The sequence below is a fragment of the Oryzibacillus soli genome (assembly GCF_051594765.1).
Lineage (GTDB): Bacteria > Bacillota > Bacilli > Paenibacillales > NBRC-103111 > Paenibacillus_AR.
Map to the genome: position 1 here is coordinate 1 of NZ_JBPPGJ010000032.1, position 23,246 is coordinate 23,246.

Genomic DNA, 23,246 nt, shown 5'->3' on the forward strand with positions numbered 1-23,246 from the left:
GGCGTACATTAGTTATTACAATTCCGAACGATATCAGTGGACATTAAAAAAGATGACCCCTGACGAATTCAGAGGTCATCTACTAGCCTGCTAAGTTCAAGGCCTTTGTTATTAATTGTCCACAAACCGGGTCACAGTTCATAATGCCGGGGCCCTTTTCGTCGTTCTTATATACCGGCGCCCTCTTCGTTGAAGGTCCGTTTTTCCTCGAGGATGGTGTCGTAGAGGCTGCGAAGGCCGAGAATGGAGATCAGCACCGCGGCCATCACCACGATCAGGTACGGCTCCGGCTTCATCGTCAGCTTCACCAGGGTGAAGGACACCACCAGCGAGACGAGGGGCGACACCAGCCACACCTTCAGAATCTTGGCAACCACGCCCTTCTGCCACAGCTTGAAGCCATGATCTACGGTGCCTATGGCCAGAATGGCCGTGGTGGTGATCTGCGTCAGCGGCACCGGAATCCCGAACAAGGAGGAGATGATGACAAGCGCCCCGCCCGTGCTGGAGATGCACGTCCCCTGCAGGAGCGACATGTTGATGATCTTCTTGCCGTTGGTCTCCAGCACCCGTCCGCCCATCAGGATGGCGCCCGCCGAGACGAAGAGGCCGCCCCAGAATACGCCGTATCCTGCGGACATCATTCCGGCGCCCACCAGGGGACCGACCGCATTCGCCACATTGTTCATGCCTGCGGAGAAGGCTTCCACGAAGCCGGCTGCAGCGACCAGGAGCATGAGCCATTTTTTCCAGGCGCCTTCGCCCTTCCACCGCGAATCCCGCCGCTCCAAGGCTCGAATTCCATAGCCCATGCCCCAAGCGAGCCCAAAGGCAACCAGCGGAATGATGATCCAGAACGAAACGATGGTCAGCAGCTTCCCCGCCAACACCTTCTCATATGCCACACCGACCCCGACCACCGCACCGACCGTCACTTCGCTGGTGGACAACGGAATGCCCAGCAGGTTCGCGAAGAACAGGGTGAAGGTAGCGGAGGACAGAATGATGATGACCAGCTTCACATTCAAGAGCTCCTTGGGGATGATCCCCGACCCCAGGGTCTTGACCACTTCCCCGCCGCCCAGGTAAGCCCCCAGGAATACGCCGACGGCTACGAGAAGAAGCGCCGTACGCTTGCTCTTGATGGCACCGCTTCCGTATGCCACGCCCATGGAGGCGGCCGCCCCGCTGGCACCGATATTCATGGCAAAGAACAAGGCGATCGCCACTGCGGCTATCCATAACCAAGACATAGGTTTCTACCTCTTCCCGATCTAAATCCAATTAAGCAACTGTGCTTGCTTGGTTGACTGAATTGTAGCCCAGACGCCCGCTTGCCGTCAATGACGGATGTATGGAGCGTTTTTTGTCGGAAACTGCTTTTAGCCGCTTACTTTTGGTAATCATAATGTGTATAATGGCTTTAAGATGAGGTGATACGCATGGAGCACAAGCACCCGCTATGCCCCCGGTTCGAAAAGGCCGTCGAGCTTCTCTCCAAACGCTGGACCGCTCTGATCGTATTCCAGCTCTTGAACGGCCCGCAGCGGTTCGCCGGCATCGAGCACTCCCTCCCCAACCTAAGCGGCAAAATGCTCTCCGAGCGCCTGCGGGAGCTGGAGGCCGAAGGGATTATCCGCCGGGACGTATATCCGGAGATTCCCGTACGCATTGAGTATTCTCTGACCGACAAAGGCCAGGCCATGGCCCCGCTCTTCGATGTCATCGGCCAATGGGCGACGGATTGGATTCCGCTTCCGTCGGAAGCCGGACCTGAATAAGGAATAAGCACCTCCCGCGGATGGAAGAAGTCCGGTGGAGGTGCTTTTTTTTATCCGGCCTGCTCCGGCGGGGCGTTGCCGTATTGGCGGCAGTACAGCCGCCAGTAGTCGCCGCGCCGCTCCAGCAGCTCTAAGTGAGTGCCCCTTTCGCTGACCCGCCCCTGACGGAGCACCACGATCTCATCCATCCGGTCCAACCCGGCCAGCTTGTGGGTAATCCACAGCACGGCCTTCCCGGCGGCGATCCGCTCCAGTCTTTCGATCACCTGCTGCTCGGTTACGGCGTCCAAGCCGTTCAGAGGCTCATCAAGGAGCAGGATCGGCGCATCCCGCAGCAGCGCCCGGGCCAGAGCCAGACGCTGGCGCTCGCCTCCGGACAGCTTGGCGCCCCATTCGCCGATCCAGGTATCGTAGCCCTGGGGCAGCCGGAGGACGGTTTCCTCCAGCATGGCGTTCCGTACCGCCTGCTCCAGCTCCTCCATCGGCGCCTCCGGCTTGGCCAGCCGCAGATTCTCCGCTACGGTGGCATTGAACAGCTGCACCTTCTGCGGCACCACCGCCATCAGGCGGCGGACCTCGTCATCCTCCAGCCCGCGGATGTCGCGGCCTCCCAGCGTAATGACGCCGTCCTGGTACGGCCGCAGCTTCAGCACCGCCTGGAGGAGGGTGCTCTTGCCGGCGCCGCTCTCCCCGACGACGGCCACTCGCTTGCCCGGCGCAAGCGCCAGGGAGAAGCCGCTCAGCGCGGCTGGTTCCCCGGGAGCGTAGCGCAGCTCCAGGCCCTCGATGCGCAGCTCCGGGCCTGCTGCCGGCAGCGCGGGCGCCGTGCCGGCGGCGGACACGGCAGCGGAAGCTCCGGTCGCAGACACGGCTTCCGCCGTGCCGGCCGGTGCCTGCGGGGCTTCGCCGGCCTCATCGGCCAGCCGGAACAGCCGCCGCGCGGCAGCCATCGTTCCACCGAAGGTTTGGAACGTCTGGGGCAGTGGCGTGACGGCCTCGAAGCTGGCCAGCGCGATCATGGTCAGGGCCGGCAGGAGAACACCGTCCACCTGCCCGGCGGCCACCAGCGGGATGCCCGCCAGGAGGAACAGCCACAGGGCTGCATGGGCCGCTCCCAGCATCAGGCCGCCGGTTGCGGCCGACACCCGGTTGTGGGCGTCCTGCAGGCGGGTGAGTCCCGCCTGGGAGCGCTCCACCCGGGCGGCGGCCTCCTCCGCGCGGCCGTACACGAGGAGCTCCGGCAGCCCCATGATCAGGTCCGAGGCGTCGGCATACAGCTGCGCCCGCTGCTCCACCGTCTCCCGGCTGCGCCGGCGGCTGTATGCGTAGGCTGTCCCCGGGACGGCCAGCCCTGCGAACAGCAGAAGCGCCGCCAGAATCCAGCCGAACCGCGGGTGGAACACGGAGACCAGGCCGACGCCGAGCGCCGAGGACAGAAGCGCGACGGCCGTCGGCGACAGCACCCGCAGGTACAGGTTCTGCAGCTCGTTCACGTCGCTCAGCACGGAGCTCAGCACATCCCCGCTCCGCCGGTTCTCCAGGAGCTCGGCGCCGCGGGGCTCGATCCGGGCATAGAGCCAGGTCCGGATGGAGGCCAGAATCCGGAAGGTCACGTCATGGGAGACCAGCCGCTCCAGATACCGGAAGACGCCCCGCGACAAGCCGAAGAACCGGACGCTGACGATGGGAATCCATAGAAGCAGCACCGTCTCCGGCCGCAGAGCCGCCCGGGCGATCAGATATCCGGAGGTGCCCATGAGGCCGATGTTGGCTCCCACGGTCAAGAAGCCCAGCAGGACGGCCAGAAGGGTCCGCCACTTGTACTGCGAGACAAACCGCATCGCTCTAACCCAAGTGCTCATCCTGCCGCCACCTCCTTGTGCGGATGGGAGGATGCCCGTTCAACGGGTACCGACTCCGCTTCAGCCGCCGTCCTGCTCTTCGCGCCACCGTGCGCTGTCCCTGCCGCCCTAAGCATGGCGGCATACCGTCCACCGGACGCCGCCAGCTCAGCCGGACGCCCGGCTTCGGCCACCCGGCCCTGCTCCAGCACGATGAGCCAGTCGGCGTCCCGGATCGTATCCAGCCGGTGGGCGGCCGTCACGACGGTCCGTCCCCGGGTCAGCTCCGCCAATGCCGCCTGAACCATCGCCTCATTCTCCAAGTCCAGGCCGGAGGTCGGTTCGTCCAGGAGCAGCACCGGCGCATTCCGGAGCAGCGCCCGGGCGATGGCGATGCGCTGCATCTGCCCGCCGGAGAGGCGGACCTGCTCGCCGATGCGGGTCTGATAGCCCTCCGGCAGCTGCCGGATGAAGCCGTCCGCCTGCGCCAGCCGCGCCGCTTCCATGGCTTCCTCCAGCGTCGCCTCCGGCCGGCCGAGACGCAGGTTATCCAGGAGGGTCCCCTGGAACAGCCGCGTCTCCTGGGCCACCACCGACAGCTGCGAACGCCACCAGTCCATGGACAGCTCCGACATCGAGACGCCGTTGACCCGGATCTCTCCCTCCGCCGGGCGGAGGAAGCCCTGGAGCAGCTCCAGCACCGTGCTCTTCCCCGCGCCCGTGTGCCCGATGACCGCCACCCGCTGTCCCGGCTCGAGGGCGAGGGTCAGCTCCGCCAGCGCGTCATCTTCCGCCTCCGGGTACCGGTACCGGACCCGGTCCAGGTCGATGCGGATGCCTTCCCGAAGCTCCGAGGCTTCGGGCTTCACGGCGCCTTCCCGCTCCACCCAGCCCGGCGGCTCCTGCTCCAGGATCCCCAAGATCCGTTCCGCCGCAATGCGGCCGTTCATCCCTGTATGATACTGGGTGCCCAGCGCGCGGACCGGCAGGTAGAACTCGGGTGTCAGCAGCAGCACCGCATACGCCCGGTAAAAATCAATGCCTCCGTCCACCAGCCGGAGCCCCAGGAACACCGCCACGATGGCGGTGCACAGGGTGGCGAACAGCTCCATAACGAAGCCGGACAGGAAGGCCAGCCGCAGGGTGCCCATGGTGGTCTTCCGGTGCTCCTCCCCGATCCGGCGGATGATGTCGAGCTGCGCCTTGCTCCGACCGAAGATTTGCAGAGTCGCCAAGCCCCTTACCACATCATGGAAGTGGCCGCCCAAGAGCCCCAGCGCCTTGAACTGCCGCTCGGTCTTGGCCTTGGTCGTCACACCGATCAGGATCATGAAGAAGATCAGGAGCGGCATGGTGAAGCCCAGTATCAGCGTGGACGTCAGATCCAGCCGGACCGTCGCGCACAGGACGGCGGCCGGCACCAGCGCAGACAACGCCGCTTGGGGCAGGTACTTGGCCAGATAGGTTTCCAGCTGCTCCACGCCCTCGTACAGCACGGCCAGAAGCTCGCCGCTCCTCTCGCGCTTTACCGCTTGAGGCCCCAGCTCCGCCAGCTTCCGCACCAGCCGGATCCGCAGCTCCTGCTTCACCCGGGCAGCCAGCTTCATGGACAGGGCGTCGCCGGCGATCTGCACCAGCACCCGCAGTACGATCCAGCTCGCCAGAATCAGAAGGGCCGGCATCAGCCGGCCCAGCTCCTCACCGCCGAGAAAGACGCGGTCGGTGATTCTCGCTACATAGAACGCTTCAAGCAAAATCAGCACCCCGCCCGCCAGCCCGAGGCCTACGCTCGCTACAAGTAACATCCGGGCGGCGGGAACGGTTTGAAGGAGCTTCTTCATCATCTCAGTAGTCCAGGTGGTCCTTCACGCTGACCCGCTTCCGGAACGACCAGTAGGTCCATGCCTGGTAAGCGAGCACCAGCGGAACGGTGCACAGCGCCACCACCGTCATGACCTTCAGCGTATATTCGTTGGATGAGGCGTTATGGATGGTCAAGGTCCAGTCCGGGTTCAGCGAGCTGATCATTACCCGGGGGTACAGACAGGTGAAGACCGAGATGGTGGACAAGGTGATGGTGACGCCCGTCATGACGAAGGCCCAGCCCTCCCGCTTCGCCTTCAGCAGATAGCGCACGGACACCAGGGCGATGCCCGCCAGCACCGGCACGGTCCCGGGGTTGATGCCCTCCTGGGTGAACATGTCGGTTTCCACGTAGCTCAGAATAATGAAGATGAATACCGACAAGGTGGCGATCGCTCCGATTCGCACGGCGAAATCGTGGGCTTTTTGCCGGATGGGGTGCTCGGTCTTCAGTGCCAGGAACAGCGCGCCGTGCAGCAGGAACAGGAGCACCACGCTCACGCCCGCCACGACGGAATAGACGCTGATCAGATCCCAGAAGGTGCCGACATACTGCATCTTGCCGTCGATGGGCACGCCGCGCATCAGATTGGCCAACGCCACGCCCCACAGAAGCGGGGGGAGCAGGCTGCCGAAGAAGATGACCCAGTCCCAGGTCTTCCGCCAGCGGGGATTCTCCAGCTTGCTGCGGAATTCGAAGGCTACGCCCCGGCCGATCAAGGCCAGCAGCATGAGGAAGAGGGCCATGTAGAAGCCGCTGAACAAGGTGGCGTACCAGTTGGGGAAGGCTGCGAACATAGCGCCGCCCGCCGTGATGAGCCAGACCTCGTTGCCGTCCCAGAAGGGACCGATCGTATTGATGATGACCCGCCGCTCGGTGTCGCTCTTGCCCAGAATGGGCACCAGCATGCCGACGCCGAAGTCGAAGCCTTCCAGGAAGAAGAACCCGACGAAGAGGACGGTAATCAGGACAAACCATAAGGTTTCATACATGTAGGATGCTCGCCTCGCTTTATAGGATACTGTTCGTTCCTTGTAACATCAGACCCTGCTCCGAGAGCCCTTGCTTACAGCGACAGATGGTGCGCATGGTCGGCACGGTGGGTGGAAACGGCCGCATCCGTCCCCTTGCGGATGAAGTGCACGTACAGATACACCAGCACCGCTGCCAGGATGCCGTAGATCAGCGTAAATCCGATCAAGGAGGTCCAGACCATAGCGGCCGACACGTTCGGCGACACACCTTTATCCACCGTCTGGTAGCCGAAGACGACCCACGGCTGCCGACCGGCCTCCGTCATGATCCAGCCCGTCGTATTGGCGATAAAAGGCAGCGCGATGGCCCATACCATCATCTTCAGGAAGAGCCGGCTCTCCTCCAGCTTGTTGCGCATCATGCGGATGGTGCCGTACAGCGCCAGAAGAATCATCAGGCTGCCCGCCCCCACCATGATCCGGAAGCTCCAGAAGGTGGTCTTCACGGGCGGGATGTAGTTGCCGGGGCCGTACTTGGCCTCGTATTCTTTTTGGAGCTCGTTCATGCCCTTCACACTGCCGTGGAGCTTATTGTAAGCCAGAATGCTGAGCGCGTTCGGAATCTGGAACTCGCCCGAGTTGGACTTGTTGTTCGTATCGATCCAGGCCCAGACGGTCCAGGGCGCGGAATCTCCGGAGTTATCCCACAAGGCCTCCGAGGCCGCCATCTTCATGGGCTGGGAGGTCATCAGGTGCTGCGCCTGGCTGTGGCCGACCAGCGCCACCAGGATGCTGGACACGAGCGCCACCACAATCCCGATGTTAAAAGAGGGCCGGAACATCCCCGTCTCTTCCTTCCGAAGCAGCTTATACGCGCTGACGCCCGTCATGAAGAGGGCTCCCGTGGCCAGTGCGCCGAAGATGACGTGGGGGAATTCCACCCACAGCTGCTTGCTGCCGAGGAGTGCGAAGAAGTCGGTCATCTCGGCCCGGCCGTTCACGATCTCCATCCCCACCGGCTCCTGCATGAAGGAGTTGGCGGTCAGAATCCAGAGTGCCGAGAGCGTGGTGCCTACCGCCACCATCCAGATGGAGGCCAGGTGCACCTTCTTGGGCAGCCGGTCCCAGCCGAAGATCCACACGCCCATGAAGGTGGATTCCAGGAAGAACGACACCAGCGCTTCCACCGCCAGCGGTCCTCCGAATACCGCCCCTACGTAGCGGGAGTACTCCGACCAGTTCATGCCGAACTGGAATTCCTGCATGATGCCGGTGACGACCCCCACCGCGAAGTTCAGTAAGAACAGCTTCCCCCAAAACTGTGCCATGCGTTTGTAAGACTCGTCATTCTTGATGACGTACACCGTGTGCATGACCGCGATCAGGTACACCAGACCGATCGTCAGAGGCACGAACAAGAAGTGGTACACCGTGGTGATGCCGAACTGCAGCCTAGCCAGTTCCAATTGATCCAACTTCTTCATCTCCCTTCTATCTAAAGTGATTATAAAAAACTCATGTCTCTAATTTAGTGACAAATTTCACAAGACAACCTTTCGCAAGACATGTTTCATGATTTGGACACAATTTCGGGCGAAAGCGGTAACAACCGTTACAGCAGCCGCTACTATGTCGGTCGCGGATCGCGGTTTATTGGAATACAAAAAGGCTGCCTCCTAGCCTTTTTCGGCTTGGAGAGCAGCCTTGCGGGGCTGGGACGCCACATAACGGAGTACCCGCAGCTTCAAGAGGTGAATGAAGATGTGGGACAAGGCCGAGTACCCCAGGTTCCACATCTGGTAGGTAAACACACCCAGATACATGGACCCCCATTCCAGCCCCAGCGTCAGTGCCGACCATCCGAGTACCAGCAGCCCCAGCCGGAAGGGCCGGTGGAAGCCAATGGTTGACGCCGCATAAAAGTACAGATAGCCGCTGGCCGGGTAGACGACGGCATAGAGGAACGGGTCCATGACGTCCATCCGGCTGGAATCCATGATGTCGTACAGGTCGTAAGGCGGAACCGCCAGCGTTTGGTCGACCACGACGGCCAGCCAGAAGCTAAACAGCAGAAGGAAAACCGTCTGGGACCTCGTGAAGCGTTCCGGCAAAAAGGCCGAAATCGTCACAACCAAGAGCCCGGCCAGGAGGACAAATAGCTCATTGATGTCAAAGTCCTCAATGCCGTAGATGTACATCGGCTCCCGCCCCCTCTTGGTCCGCCAAGCTCCGGAAGCCCTTGACCGCCGGAAGGCTCAAGACGAGCAGGATGAGGTACTCCATCAGCGAGTGCCCCATTCCCCAGCCGTCGCATTGGGTCAAGCCCGCCCATTGATTCGCCTCCTCCATGCCGGTCAGGATCATACACCACCAATAGGCGGTGGCTGCCTTTTTGATTGGGCCGAAGCGTTTGCGCTCCCACAGCTCCAACAGCCATACGAACAGAAGCGGAATGATCACGATCCGCTCCAGCTCCAGAGCCAAAAGGCGGATTGGCCCGGCGCCAGCTTCACCAGCTCCGCATTCAAGGAGACCGCCGACTCCATCAGATGGGACAAGCCGCCGATGATCAGGGCCGCTGCCGTACGCACATAGCCGGACAGCACCGGCCGGATGAGCCGGAGCCCTCCCAAGAGAGCAAGGGCCGCCAGGAGAAGCACCGCCGTCCAGACCACCATGGGGATTCCTCCCGTCTTTTTGCAGGTTACCGGTTAGGGTGTACCATCCAGCCCGACCATATGCATCCTGCTGCGCTGCGAGCCGACCGTGCTTAAGGCTCGTGGCGGGTGTCAGAGCGCTGGCCGATCGGGCGGGCTGAAGGCCACCCCAGCCCCCGGCCACTGGGCGATCGAGCGGGCTGAAGGCCGCCCACGGCCTTTATTCTCGTTGGCGGCCCACCGCCGACGATTAAAGGCCACCTGTGGCCTTCGCGCCACCTGGTGATCCAGCGCCTGAAGGTGCCCCAAATGGGCTGCCCATGCTAGGATTCCTCCGGCCAGCCGACACGTGTCCATCCAGCGGCACATTTGCCCTTCGTTTTATCATCTTCCTTCATCGGACCTGATGAACGGCAAATCTGCCTTTGGTTCGAATCGAGAGCCCCATTTTTCCGCTCTATTGCGCCACAAACGGCATATTTGCCCTTGATCTCGGACTTTGGTTCCTCTTCGTGCAACCAGAGGCATTTTTGCCTTTGATTGTGATAAGGCCATGGAAGCATACATCCCCCATGAAGGGATCCCACCCGCTCCATGAGTCCACCGTTCGGACTCACCCAAAAAGAGCCGGACCCCATTCCGGAGTCCGGCCCTGCCTATCTATCCGTGCGGTATCAACCGCTCTGCCGCACCGTTCCCGGCCCGCCGCCGATGTCTACCGGCAGGATGCCCGTCGGGACCAGCCCTCCGGTCAGCACCATCGCCAGGGCGCGCATCATGGCCGGGCGATTCTCGTAGCAGGCCAGGTAGGTGCCGACCTCCGGGAAAGCCGCCAGGTCGTACGGACTCCGGGCCGAGGCGACGGTGAGCCGAAGCCCGACCCCTCCCGTCTTCTCGCTCCGGGATGCCAGCTCCTTCACGAGCCGCACCTGCCCCTCCGAAAAAGCGGCGTCATAGGTGACGGCCACCACATGGGCGAAGCCCTCCGCCGCCTCCAGCACCTGCCGGATCTCGTCCTCGCCAGGACGAATCCCGATGCGGACCTCCCGCACCTGGCTCATGGAGGTGCCCAGCCAATAGCCCAAGGTCTCTGTCTGCGGGATGACCTCATCCACCTCCGTGCCGACGCGGACCTCGGGCCAGACGACCAGCACCGGCTCCTCCGAACGCAGCGGCAACACCCCGAGCTCCGCCTTCACCAGGGTGATGCAGCCCTCGGCAATCCTCTCCGCTAACGCGGCCGTCTCCTTCAGCTCCGGCAGACCCTGGCGCTCCAGCGCCAGCACCTCCGGCTCCTCCGGCAGGTCTGCGGCCCCGAGGCGCTCCTTCAAGCGCAGCACCCGCCGCACCGCCTCATCCACGCGCTCCATCGGCAGCCGTCCGGACTCCGCCGCACGGAGGAGCGCCTCGAAGGCGCCGGCCTGCCGTTCTGCCGTATGGCTGACCAGCACCATATCGGCGCCGGCCGCCACCGCCAGGACAGCTCCTTCCTCGACGCCGAAGTGATCCGCGATGGCCTTCATCTCCAGGCAATCGGTGATGACCAGCCCATCATAGCCGAGCGTCTCCCGGATGAGGCCGGTTAGCACCCGGCGGGACAGCGTGGCCGGCAGACCGCCGGGCTCCACTGCCGGAAACCGCACGTGCGCCGTCATGATGGCGTCCACTCCTGCGGCGATGGCCGCCCGGAACGGCACCAGCTCCACCTGCTCCAGGCGATCCAGCCCATGGGGCACCAGCGGCAGGTCCAGGTGGGAATCCGTGTCCACATCCCCGTGCCCGGGAAAATGCTTCGCCACCGCCGCCACACCTCCCTCCCGGTAGCCCGCGATGGCCTCCACGCCGAGCTCCGCCACCCGCGACGGGCTCTCACCGTACGATCGGACGCCGATGACCGGATTGGCCGGGTTGTTGTTGACGTCGAGGCACGGGGCGAAATTCATGTTGATGCCCATGGCCCGGAGCTCACGGCCCGTGACGGCGGCGGCCTCCCGGACCCACCGGGGCTTCCCGGCGGCTCCCAGCGCCATGGCCCCGGGCATCAAGGCCACCTCCCGGTCGATGCGGGCCACCATCCCCCCTTCCTGATCAATCGCGATCAGGAGGGGCTCTCCGCTGCCAGCAGAAGCCGCCGCCCGCTGCAGGTCCCGGGAGAGCCGGGCCAGCTGCCCGGGCCGCTCCACATTCCGCCGGAAGTAGACGATCCCTCCCGGCCGGTAATCCCGGATCAGCCGGAGCACCGTCTCCTTAGGCACTGGCCCGTCGAAACCGACCATCACCAGCTGTCCGATCTTATCGCGCAGCTCCATCTTGCTCAGACGTTCTTGAATCGTCACAGGACCACCGTCCTTATCGTCCATATTATCCGCTGCTTGCCGGACCTTGGTGCCGCCCCGCCTGCTCCCGGTATTCCGACGGGCTGCAGCGCTCCAGCTTATGGAATACCCTGGTGAAATACCTCCGGTCCGGATAACCCACCAGCTTGCCGATCTGGGTGACGCTCTTGTCCGTCTCCGCGAGCAGACGCTTGGCTTTACCGATGCGTTCCCGGGTGACATGTTCGAGGAAGGTCTCGCCCAGGTGCTGTTTGAAAAGGAGGCTGAAGTAGCTGCAGCTGATTCCCAGGTGCTGGGCCGCCTCCTCCAGTCCGAAGTCCTCCGCCAGCCGGCTCCGGATGTACTCCTTGGCCCGGAGCATCAGCCGCTCGCCGCCGGAATGGCGGGCCAGCCCCGCCTCCATGCAGCTGCCGGTGAGACGGCGCACCGTATCCAGCAGCGTCCGCGCCCCGACGCCCCGTTCCAGCAGGCGCCATGCCCCGGCCTCCTGCTCCTCCTCCAAGAGCCCCGTCTCTCGCAGCTCCCGCATGAGATGCAGCAATAGAAAATGCAGCACCCTCTCGGCTCGCTGGGGTCCGTTCTCCGGAAATGCGGACAGCCGCCGGGCCAGCTCATCGACGGCTTCCTCCGTGCGGCGACGGTCGCCGGCCTTGGTGCCGGAGACGATGGCATCCGCCAGCCGCCACAGGCCCGGATCCGGTCCCACGCCACCCTCCGCCTCCTGCGGGTGCAGCACCGCCACATCTCCCGCCGCCTCGGGGAGGTACAGGAGCCGCTGCACGGCCAGATAAGCGGGGCGTAAGCGAGCCAGGGTTACGGCCTCAGGGTAAGCCGCGATGCTGACCGTAAGCCCGCACGCCGCCTGCACGGCCTGCCGGAGCCGGCGCCCCCGCTCAAGTAGCCGCTCCTCCGGCTCCCCACCCATGCCGTCGCCATCCCCAGGCTCTACCGGCCCGCCGCCGATCAGGACGACCCACTCGCCGTCCCTCATCTGCAGCACCGCCTGGCCCGCCGGGCTGCCGCTCTCCCGGGTCAGCGCCTCCCGGAGCACCTGGCGGACGGCCTGGTTCCGCTGCCGCCGCTCCTCCTCGCTCCAGGCACGGGACAGCTCGGCGCAGCCGTCCAAATCCGCCACCAGGAGGATGTGCCGTTCCTCCCCGGTGCCGCCCGCGTCCGGCAGCAGCTCCGGTGCTCCGGCGCCGTCCGTCAGCGCCTCCAGCAGGACCCGCTCCCGCACCAGCGCCTCCATGCTGCGCCGGATGGCGGAGTCCTCCTCCTCCTGCCGCAGCTTCCGGCGGATCTCCGCCGCCAATCGGGCCACCACCGCCTGAAGCTCCTCATAATCGATGGGCTTCAGGATGAAATCCTTGGCCCCGTACTTCAAAGCGCTCCGCGCATACTCGAACTCCTGGAAGCCAGTCAGCATGATGACGCCGCATTCATGCCCGCGCTCCCGCAGCTCCCGGAGAAACGTAAGGCCGTCCATGACCGGCATGCGGATGTCGCACAGCACCAGATCCGGGACCGCCGCCTCCGCCAGCTCTAACGCCTTGACGCCGTTCTTGGCTGTGCCCGCGATTCGGATCCCGAGCTCCTCCCAAGGAAGCACCCCTTCCAGGTTCCGCAGAAGGTTCACCTCGTCATCCACCAGGAGGGCTTGCAGCTGCCTCATCTCCGCCCCGCTCATGAGCGGTCCCCCGGCCGTCGCAGCGGCAGGAGGCACCGGATGCGCACGCCCAGCCCAGGCTGACTCCAGACAGTCAGACCGGAGATGCCGCCGTATTGAATGCGGAGCCGGTCCCCCACATTAGGGATGCCCAGTCCGCTTCCCCCGCCGCTCCGGACCCGTCCGACCAGCTCCGGGACCAGCTCCCGCACCGGGTAGGCCTCCGACTCGCGAGCTCCCGCAGCTTCAGCTTCCGCACGCCCTACGGGGCTGGCGGGCCTTCCCCCCGCCGCCATCGCTCCTGTTGCCGTTAGCAGCTGTTCCTCCGCTCCCGCAGCTCCCGTCATCCCTTCCGGCTGTGCCGCTCCCGCAGACGGGTACCAAGCCTCCGCACCGCCGGGACCCTCCGCCAGCCGCCTCTTCACTCGCTCGTAGTCCCGGGGCGCCATGCCCAAGCCGTTGTCCTCCACCCACAGCACCAGCATCCCGTTCTCCTCCTCCGCCCGAATCGTGATCATGCCGAGCCGCTCCATTCCTTCGAAGCCGTACTGGATGCTGTTCTCCACCAGGGGCTGCAGGGTCAGCTTCGGCACCAGGCAGTTCTCCAGCTCCGGCGGCAGCTCGATCGTATAATCGAACACATTCTCGAAGCGGTACTGCTGGATCTGCATATAGCTCCGCAGATGGTCCAGCTCCAGCTTCAGCGGGATCTCCTCCCTCGGATCGAAGCTGATCCGCAGGATCGTGCCCAGTTGACGGACCAGCCGGCTTACCTTGGTCCCTTGATTTTGAACCGCCAGCGCATTGATCGATTCCAGCGTGTTGAACAGGAAATGCGGCTTGATCTGCGCCTGCATCAGCATCAGCTCCGCCTTGTTCTTCCGGTCCTGCTCCCGCTTGACCTCCAGCAGGAGCTCCTCGATGCGCTCCACCAGCCGGTTGAAGCCCCGCGCCAGCACCGAGGTCTCATCCTCGCCCTTGACCCGGGTCCGCACAGACAGGTCCCCCCGCTCCGCCCGCTTCATGGCCTGGACCACGTGAAGCAGTACCCGGATGCTCCGGTTGACGAAGAGCAGGTTAAAGAGAAGCGCCGACAGGAGGCACAGCGTCGTGATGGCGGCCACCCAGCCGAGCAGCACCTGCGTGGTCCCGGACAAGTACCTCCAGGGGGTCACGGACACCAGCGTCCACTGCATCTCCCCCAGGTTCTGCAGATCCAGCCGGTGGACGGACACCATGCTCTCCTCCCCGCCGAAGCGGAGCTTCCGGCTCACGTAATCCGGCTCTTCGCCCAACAGGGCCGCAACCCCGCCGGCCAGCTTGGTGCCCTCCAGCTCCTCCTTGTTGTCCACCATAACGGTACCGTCCCGGCCCACCAGCATGAACCGGACGTCCTTGCGCTCCCCCGCTCCGAAGAAGTTGAAGATCTGATGGAGCTCGTTCAGCTGGAACTGCTCGATCAGAACCCCCTTATTGTCCAGGGTGTAGAGATCATTCACGATCCGGATCTGGGTAAAAAGCTTCTGCCCCCCCGTCAGCTCCGGCAGCTCATGCGGGCCGATCCAGCGGGGCAGGCCGTTCAGCCGCCGCACCTCTCCGTAGACGGGATGCTTCGTCAGATCCTCGAAGCTGATGCGGCGGAAGCCGATTTTGCCCTCCGAAGTGCCTTGGCCCCAGAGGTTGTACAGCGCTACGGAATAGGCGGGCGGGTAGGAGAGGAACGTCCGCTGCAGAAGCCGGCCGTATTCCGCCAGATCGAACAGGTCCACCCGCTCCCGCTTCTGGAGCTCGGACTGGACGTCCTGCCGGAGCATGGAGGTCTCCGTGAACTGGTTGGCCTCCTTCAGCACATAGACCAGGTTCCGGCCGACGGCCCGGATGGTGAATTCCGATTGCTCGTTGAAGTTGTCCTCGATGATATATTGGCTGACCAGATACGTGATCGCGCCCAGTACGAACAGGGGAGCGACGATGAAGGCCATGAAGGCGGCGAATACTTTTTGGCGCAAGCCCATAAGAAGTCCTCCGGTCCGCATCCCATCGTTCCCCGCCGCTCCCGTACCGTCGCGCTGCTCCGCTTGGCGTCTAGCCCTTCACGCTGCCCGCCGTCACCCCGTCGATGATCTTCTCCTGGAGCACCACGTACACCGCCATGACCGGCAGCACGCTGTACATGATGGCCGCAGCCAGTCCGCCGTAGTTCATGTTGAACTGGTTCATGAAGGCGACCATGCCCGTCGGCAGGGTCCGCAGCTTTTCCTTGGAGAGGAACATATACGCCATGACGAATTCGTTCCAGTTGGCGAGATAATTGAGAATGAAGACGGTCACCAGCGCCGGAACGATCAGGGGGAGCACGACCCGCCAGAACAAGCCGAAGGCGCCCAGGCCGTCCACAATGCCCGCCTCCTCCAGCTCCCGGGGCATGGCCCGCATGAAGGAGCCGACGAGAAACACGGTCAGCGGCAGTCCGAAGGTGACATAGGGAAAAATGAGCGCCCAGTGGGAGTTGTACAGGTGCAGGTCGCGCAGCAGAATGAACAGAGGCAGGATGAGGGTGCCGCCCGGCACCAGAAGGGCCGCCATCAGAAGACCCGAGGCGATCCGGCCCGCGTAGCGGACGTTCATCCGGACGATGGCGTAGGCGGCGGCAGAGGCGAGAATGATCGTGATGATGCTTGCCACCATACTAACATAGAAGCTGTTGAAGAAATAAGTCCCAATTTTGGCACTTTTCCAGGCGTCCGTGTAGTTGCGGAAGCTCCATTTTTGGGGGAGACCCCAGGGATTGGAGATGATCTCCTTGTTGCTCTTGAACGAGGAGTTCAGGACCCACAGCAGCGGATAGAGGGTGACGAAGCCGTAGATCCAGAGGAGCCCGTGCTTCAGGATGCCCCCTCCCCGCATGAACCGCAAACGCTTGGGCATTACGCGTCACTCCCTTCCAGCCGCTTCGTGATGATCTGGAACACCGCCGTCAGCACCAAGGTAAACGCCACGATCAATAGCGAGATCGAGTTGGCGTACCCGTACTCGTTCAGCCGGTTGCCCTGCTTGATCATGTAGGTGGCCATCACCTCCGTCAGTCCCGCCGGCCCCCCGTTGGTCATGACCATGACGATGTCTAGCGCCTTCATGGCTCCCGTAATGGACAGGAGCACGATGACCAGCAGCACCGGACGGATCAGGGGCACTGTGATTTTCCAGGCCTTGGTCCAGCCCGTGGCCCCGTCCATCTCCGCCGCTTCATGGATGTCCTTGGAGATGCCCAGGATAGCCGCCAGCACCAGCACCACGAAGAAGCCCACGTACTGCCAGGCGTTGGTGACGAGGATGGCCAGCATGGCCGTGCCGTCCTCCGCCAGCCAGGTATGCTTCAGCTGGGAGAAGCCCAGCGTATCCAGCAGCTGGTTCAAGAGCCCCGCCTCCGGATGGTAGATGAAGGACCAGAGAATCCCTACCACCGCGGTGGAGAGGACGTTCGGGATGAATACGGCGGTCTTGTACAGACCCTGCAGCCGCTTCACGTTGGAGATGATGATGGCCAGGAACACGATGAACGGAATCTGCAGGAAGACGGAGAACAGGATGAAGTACACGTTGTTGCGGAAGGCCCGCCAGACGTTCTCGTCCTGCAGAGCCATCTTGAAGTTGTCCAGTCCGTTGAATACCGGCTCGTTGACACCGTCCCAATCCGAGAACCCGTACTTCAGCGAGGCCAGCATCGGGGTCAGGAAGAAGACCGCATACAGCAGGAACGCGGGAGTGACGAAGAGGAGGAAGGTCCAGGGGTTGCTTAAGGCTTTTTTCACGGCGTACACCCCCCATGGGTACAAAAAAATCGGTTAAGCCCGCGGAACGGGCAGGCTTCATCCGCCTTACCCGCTCCGCTCGTCGGCCGGTTTACTTCGCGTTGTCCTTGTTGGCGTCGTCCTGGGCCTTCTGCAGCTTCTCCATCAGCTTCTCCGCCGTGGTCTTGCCGCCCAGAAGCTCCTGCATGCCGTTCTCCAGCGCCTCGCGGGCCTTAGCCTGCAGGATGGAATCGAAGGCGGGGAACTGCTTGTTGTTGGCCGCCTGCAGAATCTCTCCCACAATGGGATTCACGCCGGACAGATCCGTCAGCTTCATGGCCGGCAGGAAGCCGGACTCCTTTAGCTGCCGCTTCTGCATCTCTTCGTTGTACATCTGCTTGATGAATTCCTTGACGGCCGTTTTCTCCCGGTCATTCAGGTTGGAGGAGAAGCCGTAGCCGTTGGAGTAGCTGCCGTTGATCAGGCCGTCTCCCTTGCCTCCCATGGCCGGGAAGTTGAAGAAGCCCACGTCGTTCGCAATCTTCGATTTCTCCGGATCCACCAGGGCGGAGTTGGACCAGCTGCCGTCGAACAGCATGGCGGCTTCGCCGTTGCGGAATTTGTTCTGCTGCTCGGCGTATTTCAGCCCCAGGTTGCCCTCCTGGAAGTAGCCCTTCTTCACCAGCGTCTCATAGCGCTTGAAGGCGTCCAGCACATCGGGGTCGGTCCACTTCTTGCTGCCGCTGACGAAGCCCGGCACGGAGTCGGGGCCGGCGGTGCGCACCCACATGGTGTTGGTCATCATGTTGATGACCCATGCGTCTGCGGAAGCCAGCGCGAAGGGAGTGATGCCCTTGGCTTTGGCCTTGTCGGAGACGGCCAGGAGGTCATCCCAGGTCTTGGGGACGTCGGCGCCCAGGTCCTTGAAGATTTTCTTATTATAAAAGACTCCCTCCACGAACCCCGCCATGGGCAGCCCGTAAATCTTGCCGTCCACGGTGAACTCGTCAAGGTTGAAGAATTTGTCCTTGATGCCCAGCTCCGTGATGATGGGGGTCAGATCGAGGAGACGGCCCGCCTTGACGAACTTCTGGGTGTCCGTGCCGCCGAACAGGTCGAAGATCTTGGGCGGAGTGCCCGCCGCCATCTCGGCCGGCAGCTTCTCGAAGCGGTGGACCTTGTCCTCCAGCCCCTCCAGCTCGATCTTGAGACCGGGAACGCCGGCTTCGGTCTTCTTGACCACATCCTCCAGCATCTTCAGCCGCTGCTTGGCGTCATCCCGCACCTGGACGTGGCGCAGGGAGATGGTGAAGGGCTTCGCCTCCTCCTTCTTCGCAGCCGCCGTCGGTGCCGCAGATGCCCCCGCCGGTGTGGCCGTCGCCGCTGCGGAGCTGCCGCTCCCTTCTCCGTCGCTGCCGCAGCCCGCCAGGGCTCCCGTGGCCAATAGGGCGCTCATCGCCGTCACGAGTGTTTTCTTCATCTGTATAACCCCTCCTCGATCATGAATCTTCCTTACAAGGCTTATTATAGGGGGCCTTCCCGGCCTCCCGGCAGGTCGTCATTTCGCCACAACAGGGGGAACATTCTATAACGGATGGTGCGCTCCACGTTCGCCGGAGGGCCCCGCTCCAGTAAAAATAGCTCCGATTGATGCTACTTTCCCTCCATTCCCTGGCATTTGGGGAAAAATGGCTCCTTTCGGAGCTATTTTGCGCGCCCCATACCCGCCGGAGGACCCGCTCCAGTAAAAAATAGCTCCGATTGATGCTACTTTCCCTCCAACCCCTGGCATTTGGGGAGAAGTGGCTCTTTTCGGAGCTATTTTGCGCGCCTAGTACCTGCCGGAGGCCCCTGAACAAGAAAACGAAGCCACAAGGGACTGCCCCCCTGCGCTTCGTTCTCTCCATGCTTCCCTTATGGGCCGGTCCGGTCCGGCTCCTCCAGGGGCTCCCCCGAGTCCCGGATCCCAATCCCGGCCTGCTCCAGTCCCCGAAGCGCCCGTTGCACGCTGCGATCCGAGCCGCCGGCCACCGCATCCCGCAGAACAGCGGCTTGGAAGCCCCGCCGGACCGCTCCCCGGGCGGTAGCCGCCACGCAGCCCTCCGCGTACAGTCCGGCGATAATGAGACGGCGGATCCCCAGCTCCCGGAGATGCTGCAGCAGCAGGGGATTGGTCAAGGCATCCCCTCGTTTTTTGGCATAATAGGGGTGTTCCCCCCTGTGCAGCCTCTCGTCCAGCTCCGCCCCCGGACGGCCCTTCATGGCCGCGAAGCGCCGGAACACGTTGGCGATCCATTGATAGCCCTCGAATTCGTTGCCGATGCAGATTACCGGCACACCCGCTTCAGCCGCCCGGGCGATAACCGCGTTCACCCGCTCCAAGAGAGGGGCTACCTGATGCCGCGCCACCGGCATCCGTGCGTGCTCCCCCGTAAAGTCCTTCTGAATATCCAACACCAAAAGCGCCGATCTGGAACTCAACCGCACTCCCCCCCGACTGTTGCCATTTCCCCCATTATGCACCATAACGGCGGAAGCGGCTATAGCTCCCTACACCTCATGGGCAAGGGGAAGAGGAAGCGGAGGGTTCGCGCAGAATGTTATGAGCAAGGAAGTCCATTCCGATTCATGAGGAGGGAGATTCATGAACTTTCGTTCCACGGTCGAGCTCAGCAAAAAATCCGCCACCGGCATCCCCATCCCGGAGGAGATCGTCACCGCTCTCGGTGCGGGCAAGAAGCCGCCGGTCCAAGTGACACTCGGCGACTACACCTACCGGACGACCGTCGGCTCCATGGACGGGAGGTTCATGCTCCCCTTAAGCGCGGAGCACCGAACGGGAGCCGGCCTCTCCGCCGGGGACGAGGTGGAGGTCACGCTTGCGCTCGATACCGAGCCTCGGGAGGTCGTGGTGCCGGAGGACTTCGCCGCGGCACTGGATGCAGACGCCGAAGCCCGGCGCCTCTTCGACAAGCTCTCGTACAGCCACAAGCGCCAGCACCTCCTGGCCATCGAAGTGGCCAAAACCGCCGAGACCCGGCAGCGGCGCATCGGAAAAGCGCTGGAGATCATCAAGGGGAACGTGAAGTAGTAGCAGGGGCACCATCACAGTCAAGGACTGTCGGCCGGGAAGGCCGGCAGTCTTTGGCAACTCGGCATATGTTACCGGGGATTTGAGAATCTCAGTTCGTAGACTCTGTCGTTATCGTCTCGCATCCGTTGAATGATGCAAAATGATGCAAGCAATTATTCAAGGCGGTTCGCAATTGCTTGGTTGGCTTTATGCCGTTCTCGTACCAGATGTTATTAACTACGAGCGTCCCGGCTTTTCGCTCCGCGATGACCTCGGCTCGTCCGATGAGGCTTTCTCCGTATAGCAGAGGCAGCACATAATAGCCGTATTTCCGTTTCATTGCAGGCGTGTAAATCTCCCAGGTGTAATCGAATCCAAACAATGCGTGGATCAATTTTCGGTCCCATAGGAGATTATCTAGCGGTGCAATCAGCTCGCAGCGCCATTTCGGCGCTGGATTTTGCAGAACGGACTCGATAAGCGGCAAGTCCTCCGCGCGGCAATACAGGATATCCTTTATTTGCTCCACAGCAACAGCAACAATGCGGGCTTCGTGCAGCAGTTGGCGGAAAACCTCGTTGCGCTGCTCTGCCTTCAATCCCCATATGTTCAGCCAAGCATCGGATGCGCGATTCCACAAAAGGCCAACCGCGCCGATTCGGCGCAGTACCCGCCACTTGTGATGCTCCAGCTCGCCCTCCAGCGGCTCCGGCGCATTCAGCAGATTGGGCTTTATGACCTTCTCGGCGAGATCGTAATATTTACGCGTTCCTTTTTTGTGATGGATAATCAACTCGCCTGTCGAATACATCTGCTCCAGCACCGACCGGGATGTATTGTTTCCGCCGCTCCAGTGGATGGCCGATCGCCAAGCGAAATTCCCGTCCAATTGTAGATCATCCGAGCTTACCGCACCGTGATTTTGGATGTGAGCTCGCACTTGCTCCATCAATGCTTCCATTTCGGGATAGTGCTTGGCATGCTGCCGGGCGGCCTGCCTGTACCGCTCAAAATACGGCCAGTCCTCGACATGGATAATAGCCAAATTCTTGTCGGGATAATCGACAAGGATTCGATCTTGGTACAGCAGCTCAGCGAGCATGTCCTTGCTGAATCCTTTGATTCGCGACTGCAGCACCAGTTCGGCGTTTTTTCCGCAAACATCGATGGGATCGAATTGAATACAGCCGACCTGCCGCACGAAATCCAATATTCCCTGCTTACCGGTAAAATGATATTCGCCCAAAAGCCCGTGCTTCAATAGGAGAAATTGCCGTGCCTGGCGGTTGGTCAATTGGATCATGTGCGCCTACTCCCCCTATCCATTGGAAACACAAAAAGCAAACATGTGTTCCCCTAAATATTACCATTACCTCGAGCATAAAAACAAGAGCAAACGGAACTTCAAGCCTCACTGATCTCCCGTTGTAATAGCGTCTGCGCGCTCGTAATTCACGACTATTACTCCCTTCGCGGTAACTTCGCTTTGCGTCACCCTATAAGCCGCCGGGATCGTACCGTCAGCAAACAATCGCTTTCCTGTGCCTAACGTTAACGGATAGATCATCAGCCAGAATTCATCGACCAAATCATGCTTGATAAGCGTCTGAAGGAGATTGCCGCTTCCCCAAACGTGCAAATCCGGCCCTTGCTGTTGCTTCAATTGGCTGACTTTCTCCGCAATGTCTCCACTTAGGAATACAGAGGGGTGCCATTCGCTGGAGGCCATGGTATTCGAAGCGACGTACTTGGTCGCCTTGTTGACCCCCGGCCATGCGTCCGCTTGGTGCGGCCAGTAACGTTCCCAGATTTCGAAGGTTGTCCGCCCTAACAACAGGTCGAACGGCCTGCTCATCTGCTTACTCAGAAGTGTTCCAAGGCTCTCGTCGGAATAGGGCGCGATCCACCCGCCATAGGCAAAACCGCCGCTGATATCTTCGTCTGTCCGGCCCGGGGCTTGTATGACACCATCAAGGGAAACATGTTCAAGCACGATTATTTTTCTCATGATCGAGCTCCTCCGACCTCCAGATTAGGAACGAGTTAATAGCATCACAAACTGATTCTTCAAATTTCTGGAATTCCCTTCAACATCTTCATCTATTCAAAAAAGGACGGTCCCCACAGGAGATCGTCCTTTCTTATTGGTCTTCGACTCGGACCGTGTTGCTGGCCAGGTCGATGACAGCCCTATTAAATTGCCCTTTACACTTTTTATTCAATTATTCTGGCACGTCAATGTACTCTGACACTCTTGATTTCAATATTTCGATCAACTCTTCGTCCATAAATTGATAGTCATCTGGTATATCAAGTATTTGGATTGATTTTGATTTTATTGCGTTTGGAAATTTATCTTTCAGTCTTCTTAGATGCTTCTTCTCCATCACAAAAATCATGTCTGCCCATCCTATATGTCCTTCTGTCACTTTAATTCTAGCCTGATCTTCAGTCCCTGCTGATCTCACATCGTAGTTATTATAGCCGTGGAAAATCTCCTGTGCTGTTAAACTACGCCACTTGTTACGACTACATATAAAAAGTAATTTAATGTTTGGTCACCTTCATCTTTTCATGGTTTAGTTAATCTGTTTCCCCGATTTCTTATGAACCCTTACTGGCTTAAGGAGCTGAGCCCCGAGTCCGGCGGATTTAGCCAGTGCAGGGTTGTCTACTGAGTCTGCTTCCTCGAAATATACCTGCAGACCGAGGGCCATCAGGCCCACCGCGTGAATACGGTGTTGGTGAAGTACCGGACTTCGATGATAAACTTACAAGGTGTCACTCACTTCTGAATTTGTTAATGTAAATATCTACTGTGTCTCTAGCATCCTCATAAACTCTCACTATTTCATCCATTTCATATTTTATTTCTCTATTATTTCTCCAATATTCTTTATCAACTTGAAGTACCGAACACAATAAATCTCCTACATATAAATCACCAAATCGTAACGGATTATCCGCTAAACGCTTCAGGGCTATTGGCAATAAAAAATCTAAACTAATTTGTTGAAGTATAAGGAGTCTCAAATCTTCATCACTGAACTCATCTAGAGGTTTCTTTCGTAATTCATGTGCACGGATAACGAGTCTGTAAAATATTTTGTGTAAACTCTCAAAACCAAATCTAGTAAACTAGAAGGAAAGGTCGGTTTGAGAGGATGACACAGGTGGCACGGTTTAGTAAAGAACAGGTGAAGGCATTCGTAAAGGAGAATAATCTGAAGACCATGGGTGACGTGCAGTCTGCACTCAAGGAA

22 protein-coding genes are annotated in these 23,246 nt (G+C 61.0%); 3 read left to right on the forward strand and 19 right to left on the reverse strand.

What is annotated here, in order from left to right; genetic code table 11:
• Positions 1-7: 7 nt before the first annotated feature.
• Positions 8-94: an IS3 family transposase gene (locus ACSEXW_RS27035; protein WP_438449290.1), complete on the forward strand. Its 87-nt coding sequence runs from the start codon at positions 8-10 to the stop codon at positions 92-94.
• A 73-nt stretch (positions 95-167) separates the two neighbouring features.
• Here the strand turns inward: ACSEXW_RS27035 and cysP are convergent, their stop codons facing one another.
• Entirely contained in the window at positions 168-1,253 is a 1,086-nt protein-coding gene (cysP, locus tag ACSEXW_RS27040; protein ID WP_438449292.1) for a sulfate permease, read from the reverse strand.
• A 189-nt stretch (positions 1,254-1,442) separates the two neighbouring features.
• On the opposite strand from cysP, the gene ACSEXW_RS27045 reads away from it, so the two are divergent.
• Complete coding sequence (locus ACSEXW_RS27045) at positions 1,443-1,781, forward strand: winged helix-turn-helix transcriptional regulator (RefSeq protein WP_438449293.1); 339 nt, start codon at positions 1,443-1,445, stop codon at positions 1,779-1,781.
• A 50-nt stretch (positions 1,782-1,831) separates the two neighbouring features.
• Here the strand turns inward: ACSEXW_RS27045 and cydC are convergent, their stop codons facing one another.
• The 14 genes from cydC to ACSEXW_RS27115 form a co-directional block, all read right to left on the reverse strand.
• A complete protein-coding gene (cydC, locus tag ACSEXW_RS27050; RefSeq protein ID WP_438449294.1) occupies positions 1,832-3,643 on the reverse strand; it encodes a thiol reductant ABC exporter subunit CydC in 1,812 nt (603 codons plus the stop codon).
• Positions 3,640-5,466, reverse strand: a complete 1,827-nt coding sequence (cydD, locus tag ACSEXW_RS27055; protein WP_438449295.1) for a thiol reductant ABC exporter subunit CydD — start codon at positions 5,464-5,466, stop codon at positions 3,640-3,642. The genes cydC and cydD overlap by 4 nt, the downstream gene beginning before the upstream one ends.
• Position 5,467: 1 nt before the next feature.
• Complete coding sequence (gene cydB / locus ACSEXW_RS27060) at positions 5,468-6,478, reverse strand: cytochrome d ubiquinol oxidase subunit II (protein WP_438449296.1); 1,011 nt, start codon at positions 6,476-6,478, stop codon at positions 5,468-5,470.
• Between the two features lie 74 nt (positions 6,479-6,552).
• Positions 6,553-7,935 (reverse strand): cytochrome ubiquinol oxidase subunit I, encoded by a 1,383-nt coding sequence (locus ACSEXW_RS27065; RefSeq protein WP_438449297.1) that lies wholly within the window; start codon positions 7,933-7,935, stop codon positions 6,553-6,555.
• Positions 7,936-8,136: 201 nt separating this feature from the next.
• Positions 8,137-8,658 (reverse strand): hypothetical protein, encoded by a 522-nt coding sequence (locus ACSEXW_RS27070; protein WP_438449298.1) that lies wholly within the window; start codon positions 8,656-8,658, stop codon positions 8,137-8,139.
• Complete coding sequence (locus tag ACSEXW_RS27075) at positions 8,639-8,920, reverse strand: hypothetical protein (RefSeq protein ID WP_438449299.1); 282 nt, start codon at positions 8,918-8,920, stop codon at positions 8,639-8,641. The genes ACSEXW_RS27070 and ACSEXW_RS27075 overlap by 20 nt, the downstream gene beginning before the upstream one ends.
• On the reverse strand, positions 8,917-9,138 hold the full coding sequence (locus ACSEXW_RS27080; RefSeq protein WP_438449300.1) for a hypothetical protein: 222 nt from the start codon (positions 9,136-9,138) through the stop codon (positions 8,917-8,919). Before ACSEXW_RS27080 ends, ACSEXW_RS27075 begins: the two co-directional genes overlap by 4 nt.
• 653 nt (positions 9,139-9,791) lie before the next feature.
• Positions 9,792-11,453 (reverse strand): beta-N-acetylhexosaminidase, encoded by a 1,662-nt coding sequence (gene nagZ, locus ACSEXW_RS27085; RefSeq protein WP_438449301.1) that lies wholly within the window; start codon positions 11,451-11,453, stop codon positions 9,792-9,794.
• A 25-nt stretch (positions 11,454-11,478) separates the two neighbouring features.
• Positions 11,479-13,140, reverse strand: coding sequence for a response regulator (locus tag ACSEXW_RS27090; protein WP_438449302.1), 1,662 nt, complete (start codon positions 13,138-13,140; stop codon positions 11,479-11,481).
• The gene (locus tag ACSEXW_RS27095) at positions 13,137-15,134 is read right to left on the reverse strand and encodes a cache domain-containing sensor histidine kinase (RefSeq protein ID WP_438449303.1); all 1,998 of its coding nucleotides are present in this window, start codon (positions 15,132-15,134) and stop codon (positions 13,137-13,139) included. Before ACSEXW_RS27095 ends, ACSEXW_RS27090 begins: the two co-directional genes overlap by 4 nt.
• Before the next feature lie 70 nt (positions 15,135-15,204).
• A complete protein-coding gene (locus ACSEXW_RS27100; RefSeq protein ID WP_438449304.1) occupies positions 15,205-16,047 on the reverse strand; it encodes a carbohydrate ABC transporter permease in 843 nt (280 codons plus the stop codon).
• Positions 16,047-16,931: a carbohydrate ABC transporter permease gene (locus ACSEXW_RS27105; RefSeq protein ID WP_438449305.1), complete on the reverse strand. Its 885-nt coding sequence runs from the start codon at positions 16,929-16,931 to the stop codon at positions 16,047-16,049. The genes ACSEXW_RS27100 and ACSEXW_RS27105 overlap by 1 nt, the downstream gene beginning before the upstream one ends.
• A 91-nt stretch (positions 16,932-17,022) precedes the next feature.
• Complete coding sequence (locus ACSEXW_RS27110) at positions 17,023-18,390, reverse strand: extracellular solute-binding protein (protein WP_438449306.1); 1,368 nt, start codon at positions 18,388-18,390, stop codon at positions 17,023-17,025.
• 434 nt (positions 18,391-18,824) lie between these two features.
• Positions 18,825-19,391: a cysteine hydrolase family protein gene (locus ACSEXW_RS27115; RefSeq protein ID WP_438449307.1), complete on the reverse strand. Its 567-nt coding sequence runs from the start codon at positions 19,389-19,391 to the stop codon at positions 18,825-18,827.
• A gap of 163 nt (positions 19,392-19,554) precedes the next feature.
• Between ACSEXW_RS27115 and ACSEXW_RS27120 the strand changes: the two genes are divergently transcribed.
• Positions 19,555-20,001, forward strand: a complete 447-nt coding sequence (locus ACSEXW_RS27120; protein WP_438449308.1) for a YdeI/OmpD-associated family protein — start codon at positions 19,555-19,557, stop codon at positions 19,999-20,001.
• Between the two features lie 91 nt (positions 20,002-20,092).
• Here the strand turns inward: ACSEXW_RS27120 and ACSEXW_RS27125 are convergent, their stop codons facing one another.
• The 4 genes from ACSEXW_RS27125 to ACSEXW_RS27140 all read right to left on the reverse strand — a co-directional run bounded on the left by ACSEXW_RS27125 (position 20,093) and on the right by ACSEXW_RS27140 (position 23,088).
• Complete coding sequence (locus tag ACSEXW_RS27125; RefSeq protein WP_438449309.1) at positions 20,093-21,286, reverse strand: winged helix-turn-helix domain-containing protein; 1,194 nt, start codon at positions 21,284-21,286, stop codon at positions 20,093-20,095.
• 108 nt (positions 21,287-21,394) lie between these two features.
• On the reverse strand, positions 21,395-21,991 hold the full coding sequence (locus ACSEXW_RS27130; RefSeq protein WP_438449310.1) for a dihydrofolate reductase family protein: 597 nt from the start codon (positions 21,989-21,991) through the stop codon (positions 21,395-21,397).
• A gap of 214 nt (positions 21,992-22,205) precedes the next feature.
• Positions 22,206-22,535, reverse strand: a complete 330-nt coding sequence (locus ACSEXW_RS27135) for a low molecular weight protein tyrosine phosphatase family protein (protein ID WP_438449311.1) — start codon at positions 22,533-22,535, stop codon at positions 22,206-22,208.
• Between the two features lie 229 nt (positions 22,536-22,764).
• The gene (locus ACSEXW_RS27140) at positions 22,765-23,088 is read right to left on the reverse strand and encodes a contact-dependent growth inhibition system immunity protein (protein ID WP_438449312.1); all 324 of its coding nucleotides are present in this window, start codon (positions 23,086-23,088) and stop codon (positions 22,765-22,767) included.
• Between the last annotated feature and the right edge of the window lie 158 nt (positions 23,089-23,246).